20 protein-coding genes are annotated in these 23403 nt (G+C 58.0%); 4 read left to right on the forward strand and 16 right to left on the reverse strand.

What is annotated here, in order from left to right; all coding sequences use genetic code 11:
• Positions 1-8 precede the first annotated feature (8 nt).
• Together FBR45_RS12975 and argC are read left to right on the forward strand one after the other, a co-directional pair.
• Positions 9-1217 carry an argininosuccinate synthase gene (locus tag FBR45_RS12975; protein ID WP_138502938.1) on the forward strand — a complete coding sequence of 403 codons (1209 nt, stop codon included), beginning with the start codon at positions 9-11 and terminating at the stop codon, positions 1215-1217.
• Between the two features lie 170 nt (positions 1218-1387).
• On the forward strand, positions 1388-2368 hold the full coding sequence (argC, locus tag FBR45_RS12980; protein ID WP_138502940.1) for an N-acetyl-gamma-glutamyl-phosphate reductase: 981 nt from the start codon (positions 1388-1390) through the stop codon (positions 2366-2368).
• A 5-nt stretch (positions 2369-2373) separates the two neighbouring features.
• On the opposite strand, the gene FBR45_RS12985 is transcribed toward argC, so the two are convergent.
• The 15 genes from FBR45_RS12985 to FBR45_RS13055 form a co-directional block, all read right to left on the reverse strand.
• Complete coding sequence (locus FBR45_RS12985) at positions 2374-3474, reverse strand: ABC transporter ATP-binding protein (RefSeq protein WP_138502942.1); 1101 nt, start codon at positions 3472-3474, stop codon at positions 2374-2376.
• A 2-nt stretch (positions 3475-3476) separates the two neighbouring features.
• Entirely contained in the window at positions 3477-4793 is a 1317-nt protein-coding gene (locus tag FBR45_RS26500; RefSeq protein WP_138502944.1) for a hypothetical protein, read from the reverse strand.
• Complete coding sequence (locus FBR45_RS12995; protein ID WP_138502947.1) at positions 4790-6244, reverse strand: glycoside hydrolase family 130 protein; 1455 nt, start codon at positions 6242-6244, stop codon at positions 4790-4792. The genes FBR45_RS26500 and FBR45_RS12995 overlap by 4 nt, the downstream gene beginning before the upstream one ends.
• Before the next feature lie 19 nt (positions 6245-6263).
• Positions 6264-7070: a carbohydrate ABC transporter permease gene (locus FBR45_RS13000; RefSeq protein WP_138502949.1), complete on the reverse strand. Its 807-nt coding sequence runs from the start codon at positions 7068-7070 to the stop codon at positions 6264-6266.
• 185 nt (positions 7071-7255) lie between these two features.
• Positions 7256-8107 (reverse strand): carbohydrate ABC transporter permease, encoded by an 852-nt coding sequence (locus tag FBR45_RS13005; protein ID WP_138502951.1) that lies wholly within the window; start codon positions 8105-8107, stop codon positions 7256-7258.
• Between the two features lie 81 nt (positions 8108-8188).
• Positions 8189-9484, reverse strand: coding sequence for an extracellular solute-binding protein (locus tag FBR45_RS13010; protein ID WP_138502954.1), 1296 nt, complete (start codon positions 9482-9484; stop codon positions 8189-8191).
• A 76-nt stretch (positions 9485-9560) separates the two neighbouring features.
• Positions 9561-10625 (reverse strand): LamG domain-containing protein, encoded by a 1065-nt coding sequence (locus tag FBR45_RS13015; RefSeq protein WP_138502955.1) that lies wholly within the window; start codon positions 10623-10625, stop codon positions 9561-9563.
• 44 nt (positions 10626-10669) lie between these two features.
• A complete protein-coding gene (locus tag FBR45_RS13020; protein WP_138502957.1) occupies positions 10670-12172 on the reverse strand; it encodes a RagB/SusD family nutrient uptake outer membrane protein in 1503 nt (500 codons plus the stop codon).
• An 11-nt stretch (positions 12173-12183) separates the two neighbouring features.
• Positions 12184-15648: a TonB-dependent receptor gene (locus FBR45_RS13025; protein WP_171044884.1), complete on the reverse strand. Its 3465-nt coding sequence runs from the start codon at positions 15646-15648 to the stop codon at positions 12184-12186.
• 38 nt (positions 15649-15686) lie between these two features.
• A complete protein-coding gene (locus tag FBR45_RS13030) occupies positions 15687-16778 on the reverse strand; it encodes a FecR domain-containing protein (protein WP_138502961.1) in 1092 nt (363 codons plus the stop codon).
• A gap of 109 nt (positions 16779-16887) precedes the next feature.
• Complete coding sequence (locus FBR45_RS13035; RefSeq protein WP_138502963.1) at positions 16888-17487, reverse strand: RNA polymerase sigma factor; 600 nt, start codon at positions 17485-17487, stop codon at positions 16888-16890.
• A gap of 191 nt (positions 17488-17678) precedes the next feature.
• On the reverse strand, positions 17679-17981 hold the full coding sequence (locus FBR45_RS13040; RefSeq protein WP_138502965.1) for a hypothetical protein: 303 nt from the start codon (positions 17979-17981) through the stop codon (positions 17679-17681).
• A 28-nt stretch (positions 17982-18009) separates the two neighbouring features.
• Positions 18010-18441, reverse strand: coding sequence for a hypothetical protein (locus tag FBR45_RS13045; protein WP_138502967.1), 432 nt, complete (start codon positions 18439-18441; stop codon positions 18010-18012).
• Between the two features lie 430 nt (positions 18442-18871).
• A complete protein-coding gene (locus FBR45_RS13050; RefSeq protein WP_138502969.1) occupies positions 18872-19708 on the reverse strand; it encodes a DUF2490 domain-containing protein in 837 nt (278 codons plus the stop codon).
• 151 nt (positions 19709-19859) lie between these two features.
• Positions 19860-20600 carry a hypothetical protein gene (locus tag FBR45_RS13055; RefSeq protein WP_246082221.1) on the reverse strand — a complete coding sequence of 247 codons (741 nt, stop codon included), beginning with the start codon at positions 20598-20600 and terminating at the stop codon, positions 19860-19862.
• Positions 20601-20964: 364 nt separating this feature from the next.
• Here FBR45_RS13055 and FBR45_RS13060 point away from each other — a divergent pair, with 364 nt between their 5' ends.
• Together FBR45_RS13060 and FBR45_RS13065 are read left to right on the forward strand one after the other, a co-directional pair.
• Positions 20965-21489 carry a hypothetical protein gene (locus FBR45_RS13060; protein ID WP_138502971.1) on the forward strand — a complete coding sequence of 175 codons (525 nt, stop codon included), beginning with the start codon at positions 20965-20967 and terminating at the stop codon, positions 21487-21489.
• Positions 21490-21803: 314 nt separating this feature from the next.
• Positions 21804-22172, forward strand: a complete 369-nt coding sequence (locus FBR45_RS13065) for a hypothetical protein (RefSeq protein ID WP_138502975.1) — start codon at positions 21804-21806, stop codon at positions 22170-22172.
• 67 nt (positions 22173-22239) lie between these two features.
• Here the strand turns inward: FBR45_RS13065 and FBR45_RS13070 are convergent, their stop codons facing one another.
• Entirely contained in the window at positions 22240-23385 is a 1146-nt protein-coding gene (locus FBR45_RS13070) for a glycerate kinase (RefSeq protein ID WP_138502977.1), read from the reverse strand.
• Positions 23386-23403: the final 18 nt, after the last annotated feature.

The following is a 23403-nucleotide window of genomic DNA, read 5'->3' on the forward strand; positions in this document are numbered from 1 at the left end:
CCTAGCTAATGTCCCAACAAAAAGTAGTTCTTGCCTTTAGCGGAGGTCTCGATACCTCCTTCTGTGTTAAGTATCTGTCCGAAGATCGGGGGATGGAAGTCCATTCGGTCCTGGTCGATACGGGCGGTTTCTCCGACGACGAACTTCGTGCTATCGAAGAACGGGCTTATTCGCTCGGGGTAAAATCGCACGTGACGATCTCGAAAACGGACGACTACTACCAGCAGTGCCTCAAATTTCTGGTATACGGCAATGTGTTGAAAAACAACACGTATCCGCTCTGCGTCAGTGCTGAACGTATTTTTCAGGCCATTGCCGCGGCAGAATACGCCCGCGAGATCGGCGCTACCGCCATTGCGCACGGCAGCACCGGCGCCGGTAACGACCAGGTGCGGTTCGATATGGCGTTCCGGATTATAGCGCCCGAAGCCGAAATCATTACCCCCATTCGCGACCTGCGGCTCTCGCGCGAGGCCGAAATTGAGTACCTGAAAAACAAAGGCGTAGAGCAGGAGTGGCATAAAGCAGCCTATTCGATCAACAAAGGCCTGTGGGGCACGTCGGTAGGCGGTAAAGAAACGCTGACATCGAGCCAGTTCCTGCCCGAATCGGCCTGGCCAACCCCCGTTACCAAAACCGAGCCCGAAACCATTACCCTGACGTTCGAACACGGCGAAATCAAAGGCATTTCCGGGGCTACAACGGGCGATGAGTCGTTCGCTAACCCGGTCGATGCCATCCGCCGGTTAACCGAACTGGCTGGTCCGTTTGGCATCGGGCGCGACATTCACGTGGGCGATACGATCATCGGCATCAAGGGCCGGGTCGGTTTCGAGGCCCCGGCTCCGCTGATCCTGATCAAAGCGCATCATACACTCGAAAAACACGTGCTGACCAAGTGGCAGCTGTACTGGAAAGACCAGCTGGCTAACTGGTACGGCACTATGCTCCACGAAGGTCAGTTTATGGACCCCGTTATGCGCAATACCGAAACATTCCTGGCCGACACGCAGGGCCACGTGACGGGAAAAGTGCATGTGCTGCTGGCTCCCTACCGTTTCCAGGTGCTGGGCATCGAATCGGATTATGACCTGATGTCGGCCAAGTTTGGCTCCTACGGCGAGATGAACAACGCCTGGACCGGCGACGACGTGCGGGGCTTCTCTAAAGTGGCCTCGAACCAGGTGATGATTTATGAGAAAATCAGCAATCAGTAATCCATAAGGTCCGGAACGATTCATGGCCCCGCTGTGTAGCTGCTTCAACCGCTCAGTCAGGCGGTGAGCGTCTGCGCAGCGGGGCAGACTGTACCCAACCCGATCGCTGGCCTGGCCGCCACCGGTTCACGTGACCGTTGCAGGTCGGGGGCTTTAACCCGTATTCCATTATGAACGATAAAATTCAGGTAGGTATCATCGGCGGAGCCGGCTATACCGGGGGCGAACTGCTCCGTTTGCTGATCAATCACCCTTTTGTTAATGTCTCGTTTGTGCAGAGCAACAGCCAGGCCGGTAAACCTGTCTGGACAATCCATTCCGACCTGCTGGGCGATACCGATCTGGAGTTCAGCGCCCCCGCCGATGCCGACGACGAACTCGATCTGGATGTGATTTTTCTGTGCTCAGGCCATGGGGCGTCGCATACGTTCATGGCCGAACATGATATCTCCGACGATGTGGCCATAATTGATCTGAGCGCCGACTTTCGCGACGAACACGATGATTTCGTTTATGGCCTGCCCGAGCTGAACCGCGACCGGATTGCCGAGGCTACCCGGATTGCCAACCCCGGCTGTTTCGCCACCAGTATTCAGCTGGCCCTGCTGCCGCTGGCCAAGGCGGGCCTGCTACAGGGCGACATACACGTTAGTGCCATTACGGGCAGTACCGGAGCTGGTCAGGCCCTGGTACCTACTACTGGCTTTACCTGGCGTAACAACAACGTGTCGATCTACAAGGCGTTTACCCACCAGCACCTGGCCGAGATTCGCCAGAGTCTGACCCAGCTCGATCCAGATTTTGGGAAGGCCATCAACTTCGTACCCTACCGGGGCGATTACACCCGGGGTATCATGGCCAACGTCTATACGCCCTTCACCGGCACGATCGACGAGGCTAAAGACCTCTATCAGCGTTACTACGAAGATCATCCGTTCACGCACCTGAGCCACATGCCAATCGATCTGAAGCAGGTTGTCAATACCAACAAATGCCTGCTGCACCTGGAAGTGCACGACGGGCAGCTGCTCATCACCAGCATTATCGACAACCTCACCAAAGGCGCTTCGGGCCAGGCCGTACAAAATATGAACCTGATCTTTGGACTACCCGAAGAAACCGGTCTGCGGCTGAAAGCGGTCGCGTTCTGAGCCGGTTAGATGGCCTGCCCGGTCTGGGCGTCGAAAAAATGGGCTTTGTCCAGATTCCAGAATAGCCGGATCGGTTGCCCAAAGCTGGCTACATATCCCGCTGGTAGCCGTGCAATCAGCTGACCGGTATCGATGGGGCAGTAGACCAGCGTTTCGTTGCCCATATTTTCGACGGCTTCTACCGCGAGGGCCTGCTCGTGAACGGACTGCGCGGCCGGTGGCTGCTCACTCAGGTGTTCGGCCCGGATGCCGAATGTAACGGGTTTGCCGCGATGGGCCTGTAACCGGGCTGCGGGCTGGCTGTTACTGAGGTCGATCTGTACCTGTCCCCCTGTGCTGGTAAAGTACAGCGGCCCCGTTTCGCTGAGCCGACCGGGCACGAAGTTCATGGGGGGGGTACCGATGAACCCCGCTACGAACTGCGTGGCGGGCTGGTTGTAGAGGTTGATGGGCGTATCCTGCTGCACCACATCGCCATCGCGCAGCACCACAATCCGGTCGCCGAGGGTCATGGCTTCAACCTGGTCGTGGGTAACGTAGATAATGGTGGCGTTCAGCTCGCGGTGGAGCTTCTGGAGTTCGATCCGGGTCTGTACGCGTAGTTTGGCGTCGAGGTTGCTCAGCGGTTCATCGAACAGAAAGACTTTCGGGTTGCGGACAATAGCCCGGCCGATGGCCACCCGCTGCCGCTGCCCCCCCGACATGTCCTTGGGTTTCCGGTCTAGCAGCGCATCGATTTCCAGCAACTGGGCCGCCCGGCTGACCCGCTGCCGGATGTCATCTTTGGGCAAACCGGCCAGCTTCAGCCCAAACGCCATGTTTTCATAGACGGTCATATGGGGGTAGAGGGCGTAGTTCTGAAAGACCATGGCAATGTCGCGGTCTTTGGGCGGCACGTCGTTCATGCGTTTCCCATCAATCAGCAGGTCGCCGTCGGTAATATCTTCCAGACCCGCAATCATGCGGAGCAACGTCGATTTGCCGCAGCCGGAGGGACCAACCAGTACCAGAAACTCGCGGTCCTGTACGGTAATGGTTGCATTCCGAATCACGCGCGGGCCGTTTTCATAGGCTTTGGCCACATGCACCAGTTTAACTTCTGCCATACTTACCGGTATTTATTGGCCTGCGTAACGGCGTCGGGGTATTTTTCCAGCCGCTGGAAAGCCATTAGGGATTCGATTGTCGATTCGGCTCCCGAATTTTTGTTGATCTGCGTGTCTGAGCTAATGCCGTCATAGCCCAAACCCGACGCGCTGTCGTACATAATGGCTTTGGCGGGGTTATTACCCAGAAACCAGCCCGCCAGCTGTCCCGCCAGGGTGAGGTAGCGGGCATCGCGGGTCTGATCGTAGAGTTCGAGGGTAGCCCAGACCATGGGTCGTACGCCGTACGCAATCTGCGAAAAACGCGATTTCCGGCCAATAGCCAGCGCAGCTCCCTGTTCACTTACGGTAAACGATTCCAGAAACCCTTCGTTGAGCAAAAAAGGATAAAAGGTATCCACTTCGCGCCGGGCAACGGTAATCCAGTCGGGCCGGTTCAGGGCCTTGCCCGCCCGCAGCAGGGCGTAGGACTGATCGCTGCCGTAGGCGTGCCAGCTGTTGTCGAAACTCAAAATGGCGCCGTACGGTGGCTGGTTAGCCGCACCGAACTGCATCTGTACAATGCCATCGGCCAGGGTTTCGATGAGTTTTTGCACTTGCCCGTCCGGCGTTTGCTGCTGGTAGTTCAGCAGGCCGAGGATCATCACGGCCGCCTGATCCGAACCGGAGCCAAACGGTAGCCAGCCCGGTATTTTGAGCCCGCCCGGAAACGTATAGGTACGGGCTTTACTCCCAAAATCGCGGATCATGTTGCTCACGAGCCGCTGGCTGGCGGTCTGGAGCCGGGTGGCCAGGGCTGGATCGGCCGTTTTGTAATACGGATACACTTCGGTCAGGCTCCAGAGGGCCCGCCACGACCACCAGTTGGGCTGGTTGATGCTGGTCACACCAGTCCTGTTGATGGCCCCGTTGCCGAAGATGAAATTGTAGAAATAGCCGGCTCCGCTGCCGCCGTCGCTGGCCTGCATCTGCAACACAAATTCGGTTAATTTGCGCAGTTTGTCCTGCTTGGCCGAGTTGGTAGCCAGATCGGGTTCGTGGGCCAGGAACACCACCGTCCGGGCTATGTCGTCGATACAGGCGGCTCCTTCGTCGTCGTCGGCTACCCATTTGTAATCCGGATACTCACTGTAAATATTGATCAGGCCCACATCGGCGCCGTTTAGTTTGACGACCTGATAGAGCTGGTCGAGGTGGGTCGTGTTGACCAGGCGGCCACTATCGGGCGCGGGCTGGCTGGGTTGATTTTTATGGCACGAAACCGACAGCAGCGGGAACTGAAGCAGGAGTAGCCAGAGCAGTCGTTGGTAGATTTTCATAACGCAGGAGCGGTTAAAAGGTCGTGAAGTAATTCCTGTTTCGACACGGTAATGATCCCGCAGGCCGAGTCCGACATGGCATAAGGAATAACGATCAGGTCGCCGTGGTCGAGCCAGCCGCAGGTGTAAACTACGTTGGGCACGTAGCCTTCCCGTTCCGATTCGAGCGGGTAGATAAGCGGTTCCGGCAGCCGGGCCAGAACGCGGGTCGGGTCGTTGAGATCGAGCAACACGGCCGAGATGACGTAGCGACGGACCGGTCCAACGCCATGGGTGAGCAGCAGCCAGCCCTGATCGGTTTTAAGGGGTGACCCGCAGTTGCCCAGCTGAACGACCTCCCAGGGGAAAGCCGGCTCCAGCAGCGTTTGAAAGCTATTCCAGACATACAGGTCGTCGGAGAACATGATGTTTATGTACTCGCCCCCCTGTCGGCTGATCATCACATACTGCCCGTTTATCTTCTCCGGAAACAACGCCATGCCTTTGTCCTGAATGGCCTCGCCGTACAGGGTCCGGACGCTGAATCGGACAAAGTCGTTTGTTTCCATCAGCTGGGTTTTGATGGTTTCGCCGTCGTAGGCCGTGTAGGAACTGTAGTAGCGCTCGGCCCCGTCGTCGTCGCGGAATTTCACGAACCGGACGTCTTCCATGCCCTTGCTTTCGCCTTTGGCATTGGGGAAGATAATCCGCTCGTGCAGCGGGGCGTCGGCATCGGTCACTACATCGTAGTTGGTGTCCAGCATGGTCAGGATCGCTTTCTTCGTCGTCTGTACGGCCGGGTCGACGGGCGGGGTTGCTGTTAGCTCGTTCAGACATTGGGTGGCCTGTTGCAGATCGAACTCGTCGGGCAGCTGCTCCAGCACGCGTTCGTCGGAATGGGGGAAGTAGGCGAGCCGATGCCGGACAAACGCGCGGGTGTAGGTTTTGCGCCAGTCTTTTTCGGAACTGGTGGCGTATCGATCCGCTTCGTCGAGGTGGATCAGACCGGCCTGGTTGACGGTACCGGTCCGGAACTCGATGGACGAAATATGCCCTTCGCCGGTGGCGCGTAAACTCATAACGAACCGAAGCGTACCAGGCTCCAGACCCGACTGATCGGGGTGGGGCACGATAGAGGGATTGAACAAAGCTGCCGACTGGGTCGAATACTCCATGGTCAGGCAGGCGCCGAGCAGCAACCGGCGGTTGGCTGAAAACTCGGAGGGCGGTTGCGCCATTGTTTCGACGGCCCGCTGGTAGTTTCGCTCGAAAGCCGCGTCGAGGTTCCGGTGGCGTTCGCCAAACTGCCGCCGGGCCTCGGCCAGCATCGTGTCGACCTCGGCCTCTGAAAATCGGGCGATCCGTTCGCAGATGTGCAGCACGCGGTGGGGGCCGTGCAGGGTGAGGTAGCGGGCAATGACTCGCTCGGGATTAGCCGAAAAACGAATGGCGGTACGGGTTGCCTGGGTCATACGTTGAGGGGAATAAAGCTTAATCTTTCAGGCCCGACGAGGCCATGCTTCGGATAAAATGTTTCTGGAAAAACAGGTACACGACAAGGATAGGGAGGGCCAGCATGACCGCTGCCGCAATTTTTACCCCCAGCTGCGCGTCGGCACGCCCCCCGACCGAGAAGAGCGTCACCATCTGCGGCATGGTCATCGTCGACTCGTCGCGGATAACGATCAGGGGCCATAGCGCTTCGTTCCAGAGGCCCATGAAGGTCAGAATCGTGATGGTCAGCACGGTCGGAACGATGTTGGGCAGCAGGATCTGGAAAATGATCCGCAGCTCGCCACAGCCATCTATCCGGGCGGCATCGATCAGCGCCTGGGGCAGGCTGGCAAACGCCTGCCGGAAGAGCAGGACCGCCAGCGAGTTCATAACGAAAGGAACAATCAGCGCAAAATAGGTATCGACCCAACCCAGCTTTACCATCGTGATGTAATTGGGAATGAGCGTGATCTGAAAGGGCAGCGTCATCGTGAAAATGATCAGGTAAAAGATCAGATCACGCCCCCGGAAGCGCAACCGGGCCAGCGCGTAGCCGACCATGGCCCCCAGCACCAGCACCAGACCCGTTGTCACGAGTGCCACGAACAAACTGTTCAGGAAGGCCCGGCCCAGCGGTATGCGCTCAAAAACAGTTGTGTAGTTGCTGATCGTCAGGCCAACCGGTAGTAACGTCAGCGACCCAATCCCCTGCTCCGACGAAAGCGACGCGCTGATCATCCAGACAAACGGATAAATGAACGACAAAGCCGCCAGGAGGAGTAGCGCGTAGCGGAGTAGTTTCATGGGCTTTTTATGGGGTGATTGAGTGGGTTAGTGATTAGTGATTGAGTGAGTTAGTGATTGGTGATTGAGTGAGTTAGTGATTGGTGATTGAGTGGGTTAGTGATTGTATGGATGGTGAATGATTCCGGGCGTCGCTCAATCACTCAATCGCTAACTCACTCAATAAGAATCACTTAATAAAAAGGTTAATTTTCCTGTTCGACATAACGTTTCTGGATGGCTACGACGCCCAGGATCAGCAGGGCGAAGAAGAAGCCGAGCGTGGCCGAGTAGCCCATGTGGTAGTACTGAAACGCCTGTTTATAGATATACATGACGGCCGACAGGGTACTGTTCAGTGGTCCGCCTTCGGTCATGATGTAGGGTTCGATAAACAGCGAAAATCCACCGATTGTCGACAGCACGACGACCATAAAAATAGTGGGGTTGATCATGGGTAGGGTGATGTAACGAAACTTCTGCCAGGCGGTAGCGCCTTCCATGTCGGCGGCTTCGTAGTACTGAACCGGTACGGTTTGCAGGCCAACCAGGAACAGAATCACGTACAGCCCTACGTTTTTCCAGGTGGCCATCAGCGCTATGGCGTACATGGCGATACCGGGTTCTTCGAGCCAGGCCACGCGGGGGAGCGACAGCGCCGTCAGGCCCCGGTTCAGGATACCCGCATTGAAACCCAGCAGCTGTTGCCAGAGAATCGTCACGACCACGCCCGATACAATGACCGGCAGAAAAAACGCCCCCCGAAAGAAAGCCTGTCCCCGTATTTTCTGGTTGAGAAACTCGGCCAGTGCCAGCGCCACCACAATCTGCAACGGAATATGCACCAGCAGGAAGCGAAGTGTGTTGTAGATGGCCTGCCAGAACAGCCGGTCACTGAACAACCGCTGGTAATTATCGAGCCCAACAAACTTCATAGGCGAAATAATATTCCAGCTATGGAACGTCAGCACCACCGAGAACGCTACCGGAAACGCCACGAAAACCGCGAAGTACAGCAGGTAAGGCGAAACCAGCCAGTAAGGGATCTGTTTTTTCATAAGCTATTTTTATTGAGTGAGTTAGTGATTGAGCGATTGAGTGGTTCACCTGTTAAGACCTTCACTAACTCACTCACAAATTCACTCATTGGCCGGTTCGCTCCTTAATAAAACGTCAACGGCTTCGGCGGCATCGCGGATGGCGGCTTCGGGGGTTTTGCGGTCGTAAACGACACAGGCTTCGTACTCCTGCGAGATGATGTCGAACACTTCGACGATGACTTCGCTGTTATCGACGCCCCGGATGTAGCGCGACTGCCGGGCAAAGGGAATCAGTTTCGGGTTCTTCTGCAAAAACGGTTGAAAGTACGGGTCGGTGTCTACGTTGAGCCGGTTCGGGAACTGGCCCGTCAGTTCCATCAGCCGCAGGTCGCCGGGCTTATCGACGAGGGTTTTGATAAACGCCCAGGCAGCTGTGGGGTCGGGGCAGGTATTGAAAATGACAATGTTTTTGGGGTCGCCGTAGGTATAGGCCGGGCCGGTATGGGTGTCGGGAACGGGCATTGGCCAGGTGTCGTACTGGAGGCTGGTGTCTTTGTATTTCTCCAGAAAGCCCACCTGCCAGGGACCCGTAAATGAGGTTGCGATGCGCTGGTCGAGGAAAGGGTCGCGCGTGGCCGACAGGCGTTCTTTCGAGAAGTAGCCGTTGCGGTAAAGCTGTTGTAAAAACCGGAAGACGCCCACCGCGTGGCGGTTGTTAAACGCAGCCCGGTTGTTTTTGATGAGTGGAGCACCGTTCGACGCGGCCAGGTAGAGCGGGTAGAAGTTGAAAAAGCGCTGGTACCAGATCACCTTCACCTCCGTGTAACCCAGCCATTGATCCGTATAGCCGTCCTGGTCTGCATCCTTTTTGAGCTGCTGGCCCGCGTTCAGGTAGCTCGAATAGGTATAGGGTGGGGGTTGTAAACCCGGTCCTTTGACCTGCCGTGTGTTGCAGAGGGTCATGATCGGGTTCACCTTCCAGGGAACCTGGTAAATATGGCCGTCCGAGGAGGTAATTTCCCGAATCACGGCCGTGTCGCAGCGGGCGCGCAGGAACGACATAAACCCGCTGATGGTGTCGAGCGGCACGAGTACCCCGGCTTTGGCGTACATCTCCACGCTGCCCTGCCACATGTTGGCGTAGATGTCGGGCGTTGTTTTGCCCACTACCGAGGCCAGAATGATTTCTTCGCTCGACTGCCCTTCCGGAATGGGCTGGTAGCGCAGGGGTTTGTCGGGGCGGGTGCGTTGCCAGCGATCCGTGAACTCCCGCGCGAAGGTAATTTCAGCGGCATTGTTGGAACACCAGAACAGCAGCGGTCGCGAGGCCTGCTCCTGTCGGCATCCGCTGGCCAGCAGCCACAACGCACTAATCAACCATCCAGTTTTTTGCATACTCAAAGCTAAACAAAGCCCAGTCAGGGCGGTGCTCCTTTTATTAATGCACCGCCCCGGCCGGACATAAACAGTACTATTGACTCTTCTCGGCGTTATACAGCGAGGTAATCTGGGTACTGGTCAGCACGGCGTTGTAGATACGAACGTCGTCCATCGCCCCGGTGTAGTAGCCGCCCCACGGTCCGTTAAAGTTGTTGCCGTCTGCATCGTCTTTCTCGTTGTTCTGGTACAGGCTCGTAGGCAGATCCTGACCGATGGTCATGTTGATCGTGCTTTTCACAGGAGCCAGATCGCCCGTTACGTCGGTCCAGCTTTTGACCAGCGTTCCATCGATGTAAAAATTCATCTCCCCCGACTTGTAGGTGGTGGCAATGTGGTACCACTTGTTGCGGGCCAGCGTAACCGACTCGTTATCCTTGTCTTTGGGCCCAGTCGTGGTCTTCACCGTGAAGAACACCTTGTTAGCTTCCTGCAACTGGATTTTGTAGCCGTTCCAGCGGTTCAGCGCCAGCAGGTAGTTGCTGGCCCGGGTGGTGTCGCGCTTGATCCACATGCTGATCGTAATCTCTTTCGAGGGGTTCAGCACCGAGTTGTACGGAATCTCGATGTTGCCGCCCTTGTCGAAGTAATAAGCCCGGTTGGCATTACCGAACCGGTCGGCCGTCAGCACCGGCAGGCCCGCGCCCCACTGTGCACCACCCGTTTTCAGCGTACCGTTAAACCCTTTTCCCGACGCGTCGTTGGCGTTGCCGTTGAACAGCATGTGCAGCACGAGTTTATCGGGGGCGATTTCGGCTACCTGCTTGCTGCGGAAGGTGGTGATGGCCTGACCCAGGTTTACGTTGGCGTTGTTAACGGCCGTTTGCGTGGCGTTGTTGTCGTTGCTTACCGTCGTGGCGGCATCGATGGCGGTCTTGAAAACGGCTTTTGAGCCTACTTCGTACCGGCCGATGGCGGTGCCTTCTACCGCGTTGTTATGCAGGGTGTTGGCGCTGTCGAGCCGGGCCCTGAGAGCGGCCTTGTCGACCGGGGCCACATCCGGACCGTCGTCTTTCTTACAGGCCTGAAACAGGGTAAACAGCAGGCAAAGCATCAGCAGACTGCGAAGCACAGGGGTACTGGTCGTGACGTTTCTCATACGTGCATTGGGATTTTTAGGATTACTGAAAAAATGAAACAGGGTTAAAATCGAAGCTTTTTGTTGGTATCCCGTTCGCTCTGCGGAATCGGGAAATACCGGTCGGTGTCGTAGCTGAATGATGGTTTGTCGCGCAGGGCGGCCTGGGCGTAGTCTTTGCCATAGCGGATCAGGTCGAAGTAGCGATGAAACTCGAAGCCCAGCTCGACCCGGCGTTCGCGCCGGATAATATCGCGCAGGCTGGTCTGGCTCGTCGTCGTGATGTCGGGCAGCAGACCCGCCGGTACGGCCGGGTTGGTAGTGCTTAGCCGGGTGTCGTAGAGGTAGCTTTCACGGGCGCGTTTCCGGACCCGGTTCAGCGGCACCAGCGCATCGGCCGACCGACCGGCTTCGTTCAGCGCTTCGGCCTGAATCAGCAGCACCTCGGCATAACGAATCGTCACGTAGTTGAGGTTGCCGTCGCCTTTAGTGCTTCTCGGGACTTCCGTTACCGGCTGCACGTGTTTTTTGTTAAGATAACCCGTGGGCGACCATTGCGGATCGTAGGCGGTGCCGTCGATCCAGGGCTGACCCGCGCGCGCTACGGTATAGTCGAGCCGGGGGTCGACCACGCCCGCACTCGTTTTCTCGAAAGCGTCGACAAAGCTCTGGGTCGGCACGTTGAAGAAATAGCCGTTCTCGCTGCTGCGCGGGGCAAACCACTGGTTTAGCCGGTTGCCGGTAAAGGGAACCTGCCCGGTCAGGTGTTGTACGGCAAAAACCGTTTCCGAACTGTTTTTATGCGCCTGGTCAAAATTCTGGCTGTAGACCGGCAGCAGCTCGTAGGTGCCGCTACTGACGACCTGCCCGGCGGTTTCGGCCGCCTGCTGCCACTTGCCCTGAAACAGATAGGCCTTGGCGAGCAGGGCCTGTGCGGCTCCTCGGGTAGCCCGGCCAAGGTCGGCGCCGGTATACGCAGCGGGCAGGCTCCGGATGGCTTCCTGCAGATCGGGTTCGATAGCCGTCGTATACACCTGGGCTACCGGCGACTGTTCGATCTGAAGCTGGTCGGCATTTTTAGGCTCCAGCAGGACCGGTACCGGCCCGTAGATGTTGACCAGGTAGAAGTAATTCAGCGCCCGCAGGAACCGGGCTTCGCCCACAATCCGGGCCTTCAGTTCGGCCGCCATCCCGATGGTCGGTACCTGCTGGATAACCCGGTTGCAGCGGCTGATGCCTTCGTACAGAACCCCCCACTGCGATTCGACGGGTCCGTTGTTGGGAAATACCGTGAAGTCATCGATCAGACCGATGTCGGCCTGGTCGCCGGGGTCGCCCCCCTTGGCCGCATCGTCAGAGGCTACGTCGCCGAATACCCACAGCCGGTTGTTGTCCGACGCAAAGGTCAGCGTCTGGTAAGCAGCATTGAGGGCCTGCAGGGCCTGGGCCTGGGTTTTATAAAAGGTTTCCTCCGAATAGGCCGCCCGCACCTCTTCGTTCAGGAAATTGGAGCAGCTGCTGGCCGTAATCAGCAGGGCCGTGGCAACAAGTATCGTCTTCTTTTTCATAACGAATGGCGCTAAAAACTAACCGTTAATCCAGCCGTGTAGATGCGGGCGCTGGGGTAGGTGCCCCAGTCGATTCCTACGGCTACGTCGCCCCGGAACTGTTCATTGTTGAGGTTGTCGCTGCTCTGCTGTTCGGGGTCCAGGCCGGGGTACTTCGTCAGGGTGAACAGATTCTGTCCGCTCAGATAAACCCGAAGCCCGGTCGATCCAAACTTTTTGGCGAGCGTGGCGGGCAGGTTATAGCCAATCTGGAGATTTTTCAGGCGGGTGTAGGCGCCATCTTCCAGAAAACGGGTGGAGGGCTGCTTGTTGTTGGCCGATCCGCTCCACGACACACGCGGCTGGCTGTTGCTGGTTCCCTCGCCCCGCCACCGACCGTCGACAACGCGTTTGGTGACGTTGAAGGCCCGGTAAAACCCTTCGATGTCGGTCGCCACCTGGTAATAAATCTTATTGCCCGATACGCCCTGAAAAAAGGCCGACAGGTCGAAGTTTTTCCATTGCAGGTTGGCCGTCAGCCCGTAGGTCAGCGTCGGAATCGGGCTACCCACGTGCGACCGGTCGAGCTGGGTGATGAGCCCGTCGCCGTTGGTGTCCACGAACCGGACGTCGCCGGGGCGGATGGTATTGCCCTGGAAAGCGCTGGTGAAAATCTGCCCTTCGTTCTGGAAAATGCCGTCCTGTTGAAGCAGGTAAAAAGACCCGATCGGATGGCCCGGCTCGGTTAGCGTAGCAAACACCCCATTGTCGATCCGGCCACCGGGAATAGGGCGCCCATCGCTGAGCGAGAGAACCCGGTTGCGGATGAACGACGCGTTGGCCGTAATGTCATACGAGAAATCGCCTTTCTTGTCGCGGTAGATCAGGTCCAGCTCCAGCCCCCGGTTTTCTACCTTGCCGGCGTTGACGTAAGGAGCGGCCGCGCTGCCTCCCGAGCGCGGCACTGGTATCGGCACCAGGATGTCGGACGTCTGCTTTACGAAATAATCGGCCGTAAGCTGAAGCTTGTTCTGAAGTACCCCGATTTCCAGACCAATATCCGCCTGGGTCGAGGACTCCCATTTCACGTTCGTATTGCCCCGGCTCACGACGGCATACCCGGCCACCGGCTGCGGACTGGCGCCCAGCACGTAGTTGAAGCCGCTACCAATGAGCGACGCGTACGGGTAGTTACCAATGTCCTGGTTACCCAGCTGGCCGATGCTGGCCCGTACTTTTAACTGAGAGATCGTTTGGGCGAGGGGTTGAAAAAAGGCCTCCCGATCAATGTTCCAGCCAACCGAGCCCGAGTAAAAATTGGCGTAGCGGTTGCTGGGCGAAAAGCGCGACGAGCCGTCGCGCCGAACGTTGACCGACGCCAGGTATTTGTCTTTGTAGGCGTAGTTAACCCGGCCGAAGAGCGAGAACAGGGCCCAGCGTGAATCCCCTTCGAACGACTGCCGGCCGGTAATGTCGGCGCCCTGTCCGAGGTAACGCAGGTTGGCGACCTGGTCAATGAAGTTACGGTCCGAGCCGCCAATGTCGCGGCTGACGCTGCGGATGGCTTCGGTGCCGGCCAGGGCGTTGATCTGATGGTCGGTACCCAGGGTCAGGTTGTAGTTAAACGTGTTGTTCCAGGTCACGGTGCTGGCCGGGCTGAACCGGTTTACCAGCGTAGAGGGGCTGTTGATGCGGTTGTTGGTGCCCCAGTTTTCGTTGAAAGTTTTGCGGTTAACGATGTTGAGGTCGAGTCCGCCGGCCGTCCGGAACCGCAGGTTTTTCAGTATCTGCCACTCGCCGAAAATATCGCCGAAAACCCGGTACTGCTGTTCCTTGTTGTCCTGTTTCTCGGCCAGACCCACCGGGTTGTAGCCATCGCCGAAGAAAGCCGGGAACTGGGGCAGGTCGGCATAGTCGCCGTTCTGGTCATAGATCGGGGTGGCGGGCGTATGGAACAGGGCATACCGGACAATGCTGCCCCCGTTGCCGCCGTAGCCATCGCCCGAGCTGCCGACAATGGACCGTTGCGAATAAGTAATGTTCAGGTTGGTGCCGATCCTGACTTTGCGGGCAATCTCGGTGTCGACGCTGGTGCGGAGGGCGTAGCGTTTGTAGCCGGAGTTAAGAATGATACCCTGCTGGTCGAAGTAATTGCCCGACAGCAGGTAGTGGGAGCGTTCGGTGCCTCCGCTGATCGACAGCTGGTAGTTCTGGATGGGGGCGGGGCGGAAGATCGCCCGCTGCCAGTCGGTATCGGGTACCTGGAGCGAGGTCGGAATCAGGGGCCGTTGCAGGCTGGGGTTGGTGATCGTGGCGTTGTCGTTGGTGGCCGCTTCGTTGTAAATGCTGATGTATTCCTGTGCGTTGGCCATCGGAATCAGCCGACCGTGCTGCTGAATCCCCGAGTAGGCGTTGAACATGACCCGGGGAGCGCCGGTTTTACCCCGTTTGGTCGTAACAACGATAACCCCGTTGGCCGCCCGTGCGCCGTAGATCGCAGCCGATGATGCATCTTTCAGCACCGACATGCTTTCGATATCGGCCGGATTCAGCACGCTGAACGCATCTTTTGTTGGCACCCCGTCAATGATGAAAAGCGGACTGTTGTCGTTGATCGTGCCGACCCCCCGAATCCGTACAGCTACGCCCTCGCCCGGTGCGCCCGTGGCCTGGGTAACCCGTACGCCTGACGATTTTCCCTGCAGCGCCTGGTCGATACCCGCTACCGGTAGCCGGTCAATATCCTTGGCCGTTACCGTCGATACCGCACCCGTCAGGTCCGACTTTTTCTGGGTGCCGTAGCCGACCACCACCACTTCTGAGAGTGATTTGTTGTCTTCAACCAGCGTAACGGTCAGGGTACTGCGGCTGCCTACCGAAACCTCCTGGCCCAGATAACCCACCGACGAAAACTGAAGAACGGCCTGATCGTCGGCCACCGCAATCCGGAAGTTGCCCTGAGCATCGGTGCTGGTACCGGTTCGGGTGCCTTTGACAACCAGGTTAACCCCTGGTATCGGTTGGTTGTTGGCGTCAACGACCGTACCCGTAATGGTTCGGTCGACCGAAGCGGGAGCGTCGGGGGCTACCGAAGCCCGGAAGTCCGTGGCGGGTGCCAGTACGGCCTCACCCGCTTTCGGGCGCAGGATGATCAGTCGGCTGCCCGTTACGGCATAGTCGATCTGCAGCGGGTTGAGCAGGTCGTTCAGGACCTTTTCGAGCCGCTCGTTCCGGGCGTTCAGGCTGGCCCGCCGGTCGGCCCGGATCAGTTCGTAGCTATAGGCAAACTGAACGTCGACTACCTTTTCGAGCCGCTCCAGTATGGTCTCGATCGGCTGGTTGGCCATCGACAGGCTAACCGTACGCTTCAGCGGGTTCTGGCCGCGAACGGGTTCGGCCAGCAGGGTGCCTACAAGGCTGGTGAGTAAGAGAAACGGCAGCAGGGTGAGTCGCATGAGCCAGCGGTGACAGGAGCGATGGAGTAGCGGTTGCTTCATGGATGGAGTTGAGTACGGGGTGAAAAGAAAAGACAAGGTCATCGACAGCCCGCCGACTGAACAACGAGCTGGCCGTCCTGGAGGGCGTAGGTCGAGCCGGTACTGGCGGCAATGATGTCGAGCCGGGCCAGCAGCGACGGATCGTCGAGCCGGGCGGTGAGCGTACAACCCGACAGCGATTCCCGATCGTACTGGATAGCGATGCCATAGGCTTTGGCCAATGCGTCGAGCACGATTGGCAGGGGCGTGCGCCGGAACGAAAAGGCCTGGGTGGTGGCCGGAAGCGTAGTCGCCATAGCCCGATTCACGTCGCTCTTTACCAGGCGCGCATCATCGGTCGAGAACGTAGCCTGCTGGTTGGGTAACAGCACAACAGCAGCTGGCTGGGGCCGGTGGCGGGTCGACCGACTGGCGAAGTCCGGGTTCGTCGATACGGTCACCTTCCCGGTTTTGACCACTACATTGACCGTGCCGCCCGTTTCGGGGGCACTGATCAGAAAGCTGGTACCAAGCACTTCGGTCGTTAACTCGCGGGCAAACACCCGAAACGGTTGCTGGGGGTTGCGGACCACTTCAAAAAAGGCCTTCCCGGTTAGGTAAACGTCGCGCCGGGAACCGTTGAACCGGGTTGGATACCGAACGCGGGCGTGTTGCTGCAGAACGACCAGACTCCCATCGGCCAGCTTCACCAGCCGGGGAGCCGCCTGCGTGTTGCTGATCTCAATCAGGGCATCGGCCCGGGGTGTCACCTGCGCCGTCTGGCTGGTTATCGGCTGCGTTTGCTGCTGCCAGTACCACCAGCCCAGCCCGCCTGCCGTCAGCAGCAGCGCAACCGAAGCGGCCACCCGGAGCGGCTGCCAGCCTGACCAGCCCGTTAGCGAGCGGATCACTGTCGGGCGCTGGGATGGGGCCGCCGACAGAAGCTGACCTACGGCGTCGCTGATCTGCTGGTCGGTTACCGGGGGGAGCTCGCCCCGGGCCGTGAGCAGGAAGGTTCGCGCCAGGTCGGCACTTTCCTGCTGCTCGGGGTGCTGGGCCAGGTAAAGCGGCCAGTACGCGGCTTCGTCGGGTGGGTTAGCGAATACCCACCGGCGAAACGATTCGTTGTCAATGAAATCCTGCGGAGTCAAGGCCGTTATCCGGTCTATTCAAGGGGCTTCGGTGCCGCTTGTAGCACGAGGAGTCGGCCGGGCCGAAAAAGTAATCGCCGGGTATGAAAATTTTGTAAAAAAATAAAATTTATAGCAGGAACGACAGCAAAAACAGGGCGTAAGAGAGGTCCTGCCAGTGGTCGCGGAGGTTGTGCAGGGCATGCTGGAGGTAGTTGGCCACGACCTGCCGGCTGAGCCCCATGGCCGTTGCGATCTCTTCGTAGCTCAGGTTTTCGTAATAGCGGAGGTAAATGGCCTCGCGCTGCCGTTTGGGGAGCCGTTCGAGCGCCTGGCGGAGGCTCTCGTGCAGCGATTGTTCGTGTTCGGCCTGTACGTAGAGCGTTTCGGGGTTGGCGAGCCAGTCGGTAACCATCAGGTCGGTATCCACATCGGTGTTGGTGCCGTTTTGTTTTACCTGGCGCAAGACGTTATTACGCAGTGAAACAAAGAGATAAGCCTTGACCGAATGCAGCGCCGGAATGGTCTGCTGCTTTTCCCACACGGTCAGAAACAGGTCCTGAATACAGTCCTGAATGAGGGCGTGATTGGTCGTTAATTTGGTGCCGTAATGAAATAGGGCGCGGTAGTGCCGCTCCGCCAGTAAACCCAACGCTTGCTTATCTCCCGTTCGTAGCTTCTCCCACAGCACATCATCCGATAAGGTACTGGGGGCCGATGAATCAGACATGTGTAGGTATTCTCTCTAGAAACAGACCCTAATATTACAATTAATTAAAAGGAAAGTTTAAGTGTTTATACTAAGCTGACGTTTATTATGGTGTTTATGCCAGTCAAATGCCCTCTCCGCCTGGCTGAAGGCAGTAACAAAAATCCCCGACACAAGTGCGCCGGGGATTCTGAGCGTTAACCTAACCTAACTTAGTTTCGTCGATGAGTGGTCGTTGCCACGGGTTGTGATGGTGGGGCCTGCCGAGCAACGGCTGGCTTAGGCTTATAGATGGCTCCGGTGGCGAAATCGACCGGAATGCTGATTAGCGGGAACAGCAGAATATCGGCAACCAGCGCGCCCGCCCGTACCCGGCGCTGGGGTTCGCCCGGCATGGGTCTGCGTTTTTGCGATTCGGTGACGCGTCCGCCAAATACGGTAGCGCAACTGGTTAACGAGCTGCCCAGCGTAAGCGCTGTCAGCAGCAGGAGCAGGTAGTTTCTGGGTGATTTCATGAGATTAAGGAAAAGAGGAAGATTCGGGTTATTTGGTAGCGGTGAGCGTAAACGGATTGTTGGCGGTGTCGCGGCCGTTGACCACGAATTGGTTGGCTTTGCCCTGGGCAAACGTCTGACCGCTGTATTCGTAGGTGAAGGCGTTGCCATTTTCCCGAACGGTTACGTCGTTCAGCACGTCGTTCAGAAAGGGGTTGCCGTTCCGGAGCGATATAGCAAAGGCGATGCGTACGGTGGTGGCGGTCTGGCGGCTAATGGTTACCGTTCCGCGCAGATTGGTTTCGTCGGCGGGAAGTGTCTGGCCGTTTGAACTTAGCTCAGAATACGTATAGGTGCCCGCTACGCGGTCAGACAGGTCGGTGGGCTGCGGAACGACATTGTCTTTTTTACAGGCGGTAACCAGCGTGGCGCTCAACAAGAGAGCCAGCCAGACCAGTCGGAAATGGAGTAGACGTTTCATCGGTATTGTTGTGTTTTGGGTTGTCGCCGAAGCGGTTGTAAAAAGAGGATTGGGGCCGTCTGGTTCGTTTGTGGCCGGCCGGTGATACAAAGTTGGCAGGGCGCTGTGGCCCAGCGAAGTGACAGATGGGCCAACCGACAGATGAGCGTCCTGAAGCGGTTGAAAGGGAGGCTGAACTGGCGAAGTGTGAAGGGGCCACCAGAGGTGGCCATAACCGCAGAAGTTGGGTGGTTAACGCTTCCGATGCATAGCTGCGGAGCGTGACGAGTGGAAACTCGGCCGTAGGGTGTCGTTGCAAGTTGGTGCCAACTTGTAAAGCTAGACCGTCAACTTGCCGAAGCCCTGAGTGAGGGCTGTCAGTAACCTGCCGATCAATAAGGGCTTTATGGCCCGATTGACCACATTCGCTGGGAGAACAGAGAAAGAGTACCTACTTCCGGCTGAAGTCGAAAGTATGGTTGAGGTTGAGCCGGAAGCCGTTGTTGATTTCAAACACCGACTGACCCGAAGCCGCATCTAGTTCGGCATGCTGGAGAATCTGGTTGAGGTAGTTCAGTTCCAGCTGAAACCCGTTTTTGAACTGATAGCCCAGTCCGCCCGAAATTCGGTTCTGGTTGAAGACATTCTCGCCCACGTTTCGGCCGAAGCCAATGAACAGTTCGTCGAAGAAATTCAGGTAAAACTCCTGATCGTCGATGGTGGGGCCATCCAGCGCCAGATCGCCCGAAACCTGGTAGCGAGCCCGGTTCTGAAAAGTCCAGCTGATGATGCGGCCGACGGGCCCCTCGGCCGACGCGGTTTCGGCCTGTTCGGCCAGCCAGCGCTGTTCGAGCCGGAACCGGTGGCTCAGCGTAAGTCGTCCGTAGGTGTCCTGAAGTTCGATATCCTGGTAAGTCCGGTGTTCGGGATAGGGGATGCCCAGGTCGGCCTGTGGGTAGTCGCCGAAGGGAAAGGTCACAAAATACGTGTAGCCCCCCGCCAGCGACACCCGGTCCGACAGGGCGTAGGTGACGCCAAGCCGCGCCAGCGACTGCTGCCAGCTACGGATCAGATCGATCCGGCGCCACTGATATTCGGCATGGATACCCCACTTCCTGGTCAGGTTATAATCGCCGTTATACACGTACCAGCCGATGGCATTACGATCCAGCAATCGCTGCCGCTGGGCAAAGCCGGTGGTTGCCAGCAGCAGTAAAAGGCCCGTAAAGAGTAGGGGGTACCAACCGCGTACGGCTACTGCTTCTTTCTGGCGTATGCGGCTGATCATGGATGGGGTAGTTACCATTGTCTACCTATATACATACGTACAGGCTAAACTGTTCAGATACCTGCCGCTTCGATGCGCCCCAGACCGACAGCCAGAATGATAAAGACCGGCTCTGTTCGGGCCGGTCCTGTCGGGTGGGTATGAGAATCGATTAAAACTTGGCGGTAACTCCCAGGCGTAGTGCTGACACACCGTAGCCAACTTCGGCAAAACCACCCACTTTATCGCTGAACATATAGCGGCTTCCCAGGTGTACGCCCAGAAACAGACCGCTATTGTACGGACTTACGTAATCGTTGTAGCCGTAATTATCGCGGTAGCCGGCGTATCGGAAGCCCAGCGTAGCGCCAACGTACGGGTCGAACTTGTCATTTTCTACGCTCAGCAGCTCTCCCAGGTGGTACGAAGCCCGCGCACCGGCGTAGATGAAGGTGTAGTTCCACTTATAGCCCCCCGAGTTATAACCGTAGCGCAGGTAATCGACGGAGCCGCCGACCGATATATTGTTTTTCATGTCGACTTCAAACGAAGCCCCCAGAGGTAAGCCGCCACCGTAGTAAGCGGCCAGGCCGATGCCCAGGTTCAGGTATTTCTGACGGGCCAGCTGCGCCGAAGCGGCCGGACGCGGAGCTACCGAGGGGCTGGTTTTCGGGGCTGGTGCCGCAGTAGCCTGGGCAGCGGGGGCACTGGTCTGGGTAACTACCGGTTTTTGGGTCGAGGCCACCGGCTGGGCAGCTGCGGTGCGTGGCGCTGTCGACGCAGGGCGGGTGGTGACGGTCGGTTTGGCAGGGGTGGCTTTGCGGGCGGGTTGCTGCGCCAGGGCTGGTCCGGCGGTGCCGAGGGTCACGGCCATAAGGGCGAACAGGGCAATACGGGTACAGGAGATAATCATGAGTATTTGTTTGTTTGGCGGTTGAAAAGAGGTTTGTGAAAGCCGTCGGAGCGGCAATGCTGGCACAAACCTACCACCTGCCGGTAGCCCTTGTCGATGGTCGTATGCATCAACTGTCATTTTAGGTAAGTCAACGGGTACTTTTCGCAGATGAAGCGGTAAAGCGGGCGAAGCCGCGCGGAAAAAGCCTGTTTTTAGCCATATAGACGGGATCTGGCCAGTTGAACGGGAGCTTGTGCGGGTTCATCCGCAACTTATGCCGGTTCATGCGGCTGGCAGTTCCGGTTGGGGTAGAGCCAGGGCCATCTTTGCATCGTCAGTTCGCCGATGGGCTGACTAACCAAAACCAAAAACAACTGGACTAATGAAAACGTCAACCTTCCTCTTTACCCTCAAAACCGCCCTGTTTGGCCTGTTGCTCCTGACCGCTTCCTGTAAAAAAGATGCCGAAGAGGCCGTTACGCCCGATGGTGGTAGCGGGTCTACGCTGGCCTGCGCAGGGAAAAACCTGCGTCTGGTGGCTCTGAATTTCGACCCGGCTATCGACCTCGACGGGGACGGTAAGCTGGATAGCGATCTGCTGAAGTTCATGGACGACTGCGCCCGCGACAACACCATCATCTTTGAAAAGAACGGGAAACTGTCGGGCAGCGAGGGCGCCAAGGTTTGCCCGAATACCGGCGACGACAGCCCCACGAACTACGGCCCGAGTACCTGGACGTACAACCCACAAACCCGAATCCTGCGAATCGTTGCCAATGGCGATGCCACCGACGTAACCGAATGGAAGGTGCTCGACGTGTCGGGGAGCCAGCTGAAAGCAACCATTGCCACCGAATCGGGCGACGGTACCGACATGAAGATGGTGATGACCTGGCAGGCCCAGTAAGCGGCCCTGCTCTTTTCGTACCCCTGCGGCATCGGCGTTACAGCTTCCCGATCCGCAGGGGTTTTTCGTAGCCGCTGAATGAAAACCGCCCGCGCTCCAGAGCGCACAACGGCTTGGAATCGAATGACCGGGTAGGGCCGCCTGAACAGAGGGGGCTGGTTACAGTTCAGGCCTGTTTTCGTCGGCTTCAACCAGTAGTAGCGGCATCCCAGCGGGTAGCGATTGTGGTTGGGAGCGGGCATCTGCCATCTTTGATCCATCAGACCGGCGAAACGGATTCGGCGGCTGAAACATCCTCTAAACAACAACTACCGATGAACACTTTCTTTGCCCTTGCTCTCGCCTGCACACTCGGCACGGCCCCTAACACCGACGACAAAACCCTGTCCCGGGAAACGGCAACCTATGTCGTAACCAACAAGATGGCGATCTGGTTAACCGAAGCCGGCAAGCTTAAACTGTCGGTTGGTCAGCACGATGGCAGCGCTGTCATCAAACTCTTCGACCGCAAAGGCACGCTGTATACCAGCCGGGTGGGCCTTCGGAAGGGAATTCATCAGACGTTCGATCTGACGCAAATTACCGAAGGTACGTACCACATCGAGGTAACCATCGGCGACGAGGTCGTGGTCAAAACGATCCGCGTCGAGCGCCACCAATCGCCTGTGTTTCGGTTGGGCTAGTTCGACCGAACGCCGGGAGACGGGAACGGAGGGTCTGCTTACAGCGGCTTTCTGTTCCCGTATGTTTTTAGGGCGACGATACCGGCCCGTGAGCAGCCAGCATATTCCCCAGTTGCCGGGCAGTACGCGTCAGATTTATTTCGGTATGCAGGAAGGCGGCAGGCAGGTCGGTGGGTTCGTGACCGATGGCGAGCAGCGTATCAAAGTACTGGCCAAGGGCTTCACTGGGCTGCAGCGGAATCCGGCCGGCCAGCCCGATAACGGGCAGCTGCTGCTGTTTGGCCCGGAACGCCACCCCGTAGGGCCCTTTGCCGTGCAGGGTCTGCTCGTCGATACTCCCTTCGCCGGTAATGACCAGATCCGCTTTTTCCAGAAAGCGGTCGAAGCCGGTGAACGTCAGAAAAAAATCGATACCGTTGACGAGGCTGGCGCGCAGAAAGGTGTGCAAGCCAGCAGCTACCCCCCCGGCCGCTCCGCCATGCCTGACCGCAGCCATGTCGACTCCCGTTTGCTGCCGGGCCACTTCGGCCAGGCGGGCCAGGCCTGCGTCGAGACGCTGCACATCGGCTGGCGTGGCGCCTTTCTGGGGGCCAAACACCGCGGCTGCTCCCGCCGGTCCGACCAGCGTATTGTCGACATCGCAAAGAATGGCCAGGTCGCTGGTCAGGAGCCTGGGGTCAAGCCCGGCCGTGTCGACGTGAGCGAGGGCGGTCAGCTGGTCGGGCGTGGTCAGTTCCGCACCGGTGGCGTCGAGAAACCGGACGCCCAGCGCGCGCAGGATGCCGGTGCCACCATCGACCGTGGCCGACCCGCCAACCGCCAGCACGAACCGGGTGGCGCCTTCGTCGAGCGCGTGTCGGATCAGCTCACCCGTACCGAACGATGTAGCCCGCAGCGGGTTCAGCTCGTGAGTTGGCAGCAGGCGTAGCCCCGAGGCATCGGCCATTTCGATAATGGCTGTCTGGCCCTCGTCAACCAGCCCGAACGACGACGTAATGGGCCGACCGAACGGATCAGCAACCGTGGCTGGCATCCGCTTTCCCCGACGCTGGTCTACCAGCAGCGACCCCGTTCCGTCACCCCCATCGCCAATCGGGAAGCAGGTACAGACGCAGTCGAGACGACTCTGTAACAGGCCGTTCTGAATAGCCAGGGCCACTTCCGGTGCGTTCAGGCTGTGCTTGAACGCGTTAGGCGCAATGAGAATATGCATAGGCTATAAGGGCCAGCG

Source organism: Spirosoma lacussanchae (genome assembly GCF_005870035.1).
Taxonomy (GTDB): Bacteria; Bacteroidota; Bacteroidia; order Cytophagales; family Spirosomataceae; genus Spirosoma; species Spirosoma lacussanchae.

Coding starts and splice junctions, on each gene's coding strand:
- FBR45_RS12985 (WP_138502942.1), bottom strand. CDS start 3,474: ATGGCAGAAGTTAAACTGGTGCATGTGGCCAAAGCCTATGAAAACGGC.
- FBR45_RS13055 (WP_246082221.1), bottom strand. CDS start 20,600: ATGATTATCTCCTGTACCCGTATTGCCCTGTTCGCCCTTATGGCCGTG.
- FBR45_RS13015 (WP_138502955.1), bottom strand. CDS start 10,625: ATGAGAAACGTCACGACCAGTACCCCTGTGCTTCGCAGTCTGCTGATG.
- FBR45_RS13050 (WP_138502969.1), bottom strand. CDS start 19,708: ATGATCAGCCGCATACGCCAGAAAGAAGCAGTAGCCGTACGCGGTTGG.
- FBR45_RS13000 (WP_138502949.1), bottom strand. CDS start 7,070: ATGAAACTACTCCGCTACGCGCTACTCCTCCTGGCGGCTTTGTCGTTC.
- FBR45_RS12995 (WP_138502947.1), bottom strand. CDS start 6,244: ATGACCCAGGCAACCCGTACCGCCATTCGTTTTTCGGCTAATCCCGAG.
- FBR45_RS13025 (WP_171044884.1), bottom strand. CDS start 15,648: ATGAAGCAACCGCTACTCCATCGCTCCTGTCACCGCTGGCTCATGCGA.
- FBR45_RS13065 (WP_138502975.1), top strand. CDS start 21,804: ATGAACACTTTCTTTGCCCTTGCTCTCGCCTGCACACTCGGCACGGCC.
- argC (WP_138502940.1), top strand. CDS start 1,388: ATGAACGATAAAATTCAGGTAGGTATCATCGGCGGAGCCGGCTATACC.
- FBR45_RS13045 (WP_138502967.1), bottom strand. CDS start 18,441: ATGAAACGTCTACTCCATTTCCGACTGGTCTGGCTGGCTCTCTTGTTG.
- FBR45_RS13005 (WP_138502951.1), bottom strand. CDS start 8,107: ATGAAAAAACAGATCCCTTACTGGCTGGTTTCGCCTTACCTGCTGTAC.
- FBR45_RS26500 (WP_138502944.1), bottom strand. CDS start 4,793: ATGAAAATCTACCAACGACTGCTCTGGCTACTCCTGCTTCAGTTCCCG.
- FBR45_RS13070 (WP_138502977.1), bottom strand. CDS start 23,385: ATGCATATTCTCATTGCGCCTAACGCGTTCAAGCACAGCCTGAACGCA.
- FBR45_RS13035 (WP_138502963.1), bottom strand. CDS start 17,487: ATGTCTGATTCATCGGCCCCCAGTACCTTATCGGATGATGTGCTGTGG.
- FBR45_RS12975 (WP_138502938.1), top strand. CDS start 9: ATGTCCCAACAAAAAGTAGTTCTTGCCTTTAGCGGAGGTCTCGATACC.
- FBR45_RS13060 (WP_138502971.1), top strand. CDS start 20,965: ATGAAAACGTCAACCTTCCTCTTTACCCTCAAAACCGCCCTGTTTGGC.
- FBR45_RS13040 (WP_138502965.1), bottom strand. CDS start 17,981: ATGAAATCACCCAGAAACTACCTGCTCCTGCTGCTGACAGCGCTTACG.
- FBR45_RS13010 (WP_138502954.1), bottom strand. CDS start 9,484: ATGCAAAAAACTGGATGGTTGATTAGTGCGTTGTGGCTGCTGGCCAGC.
- FBR45_RS13020 (WP_138502957.1), bottom strand. CDS start 12,172: ATGAAAAAGAAGACGATACTTGTTGCCACGGCCCTGCTGATTACGGCC.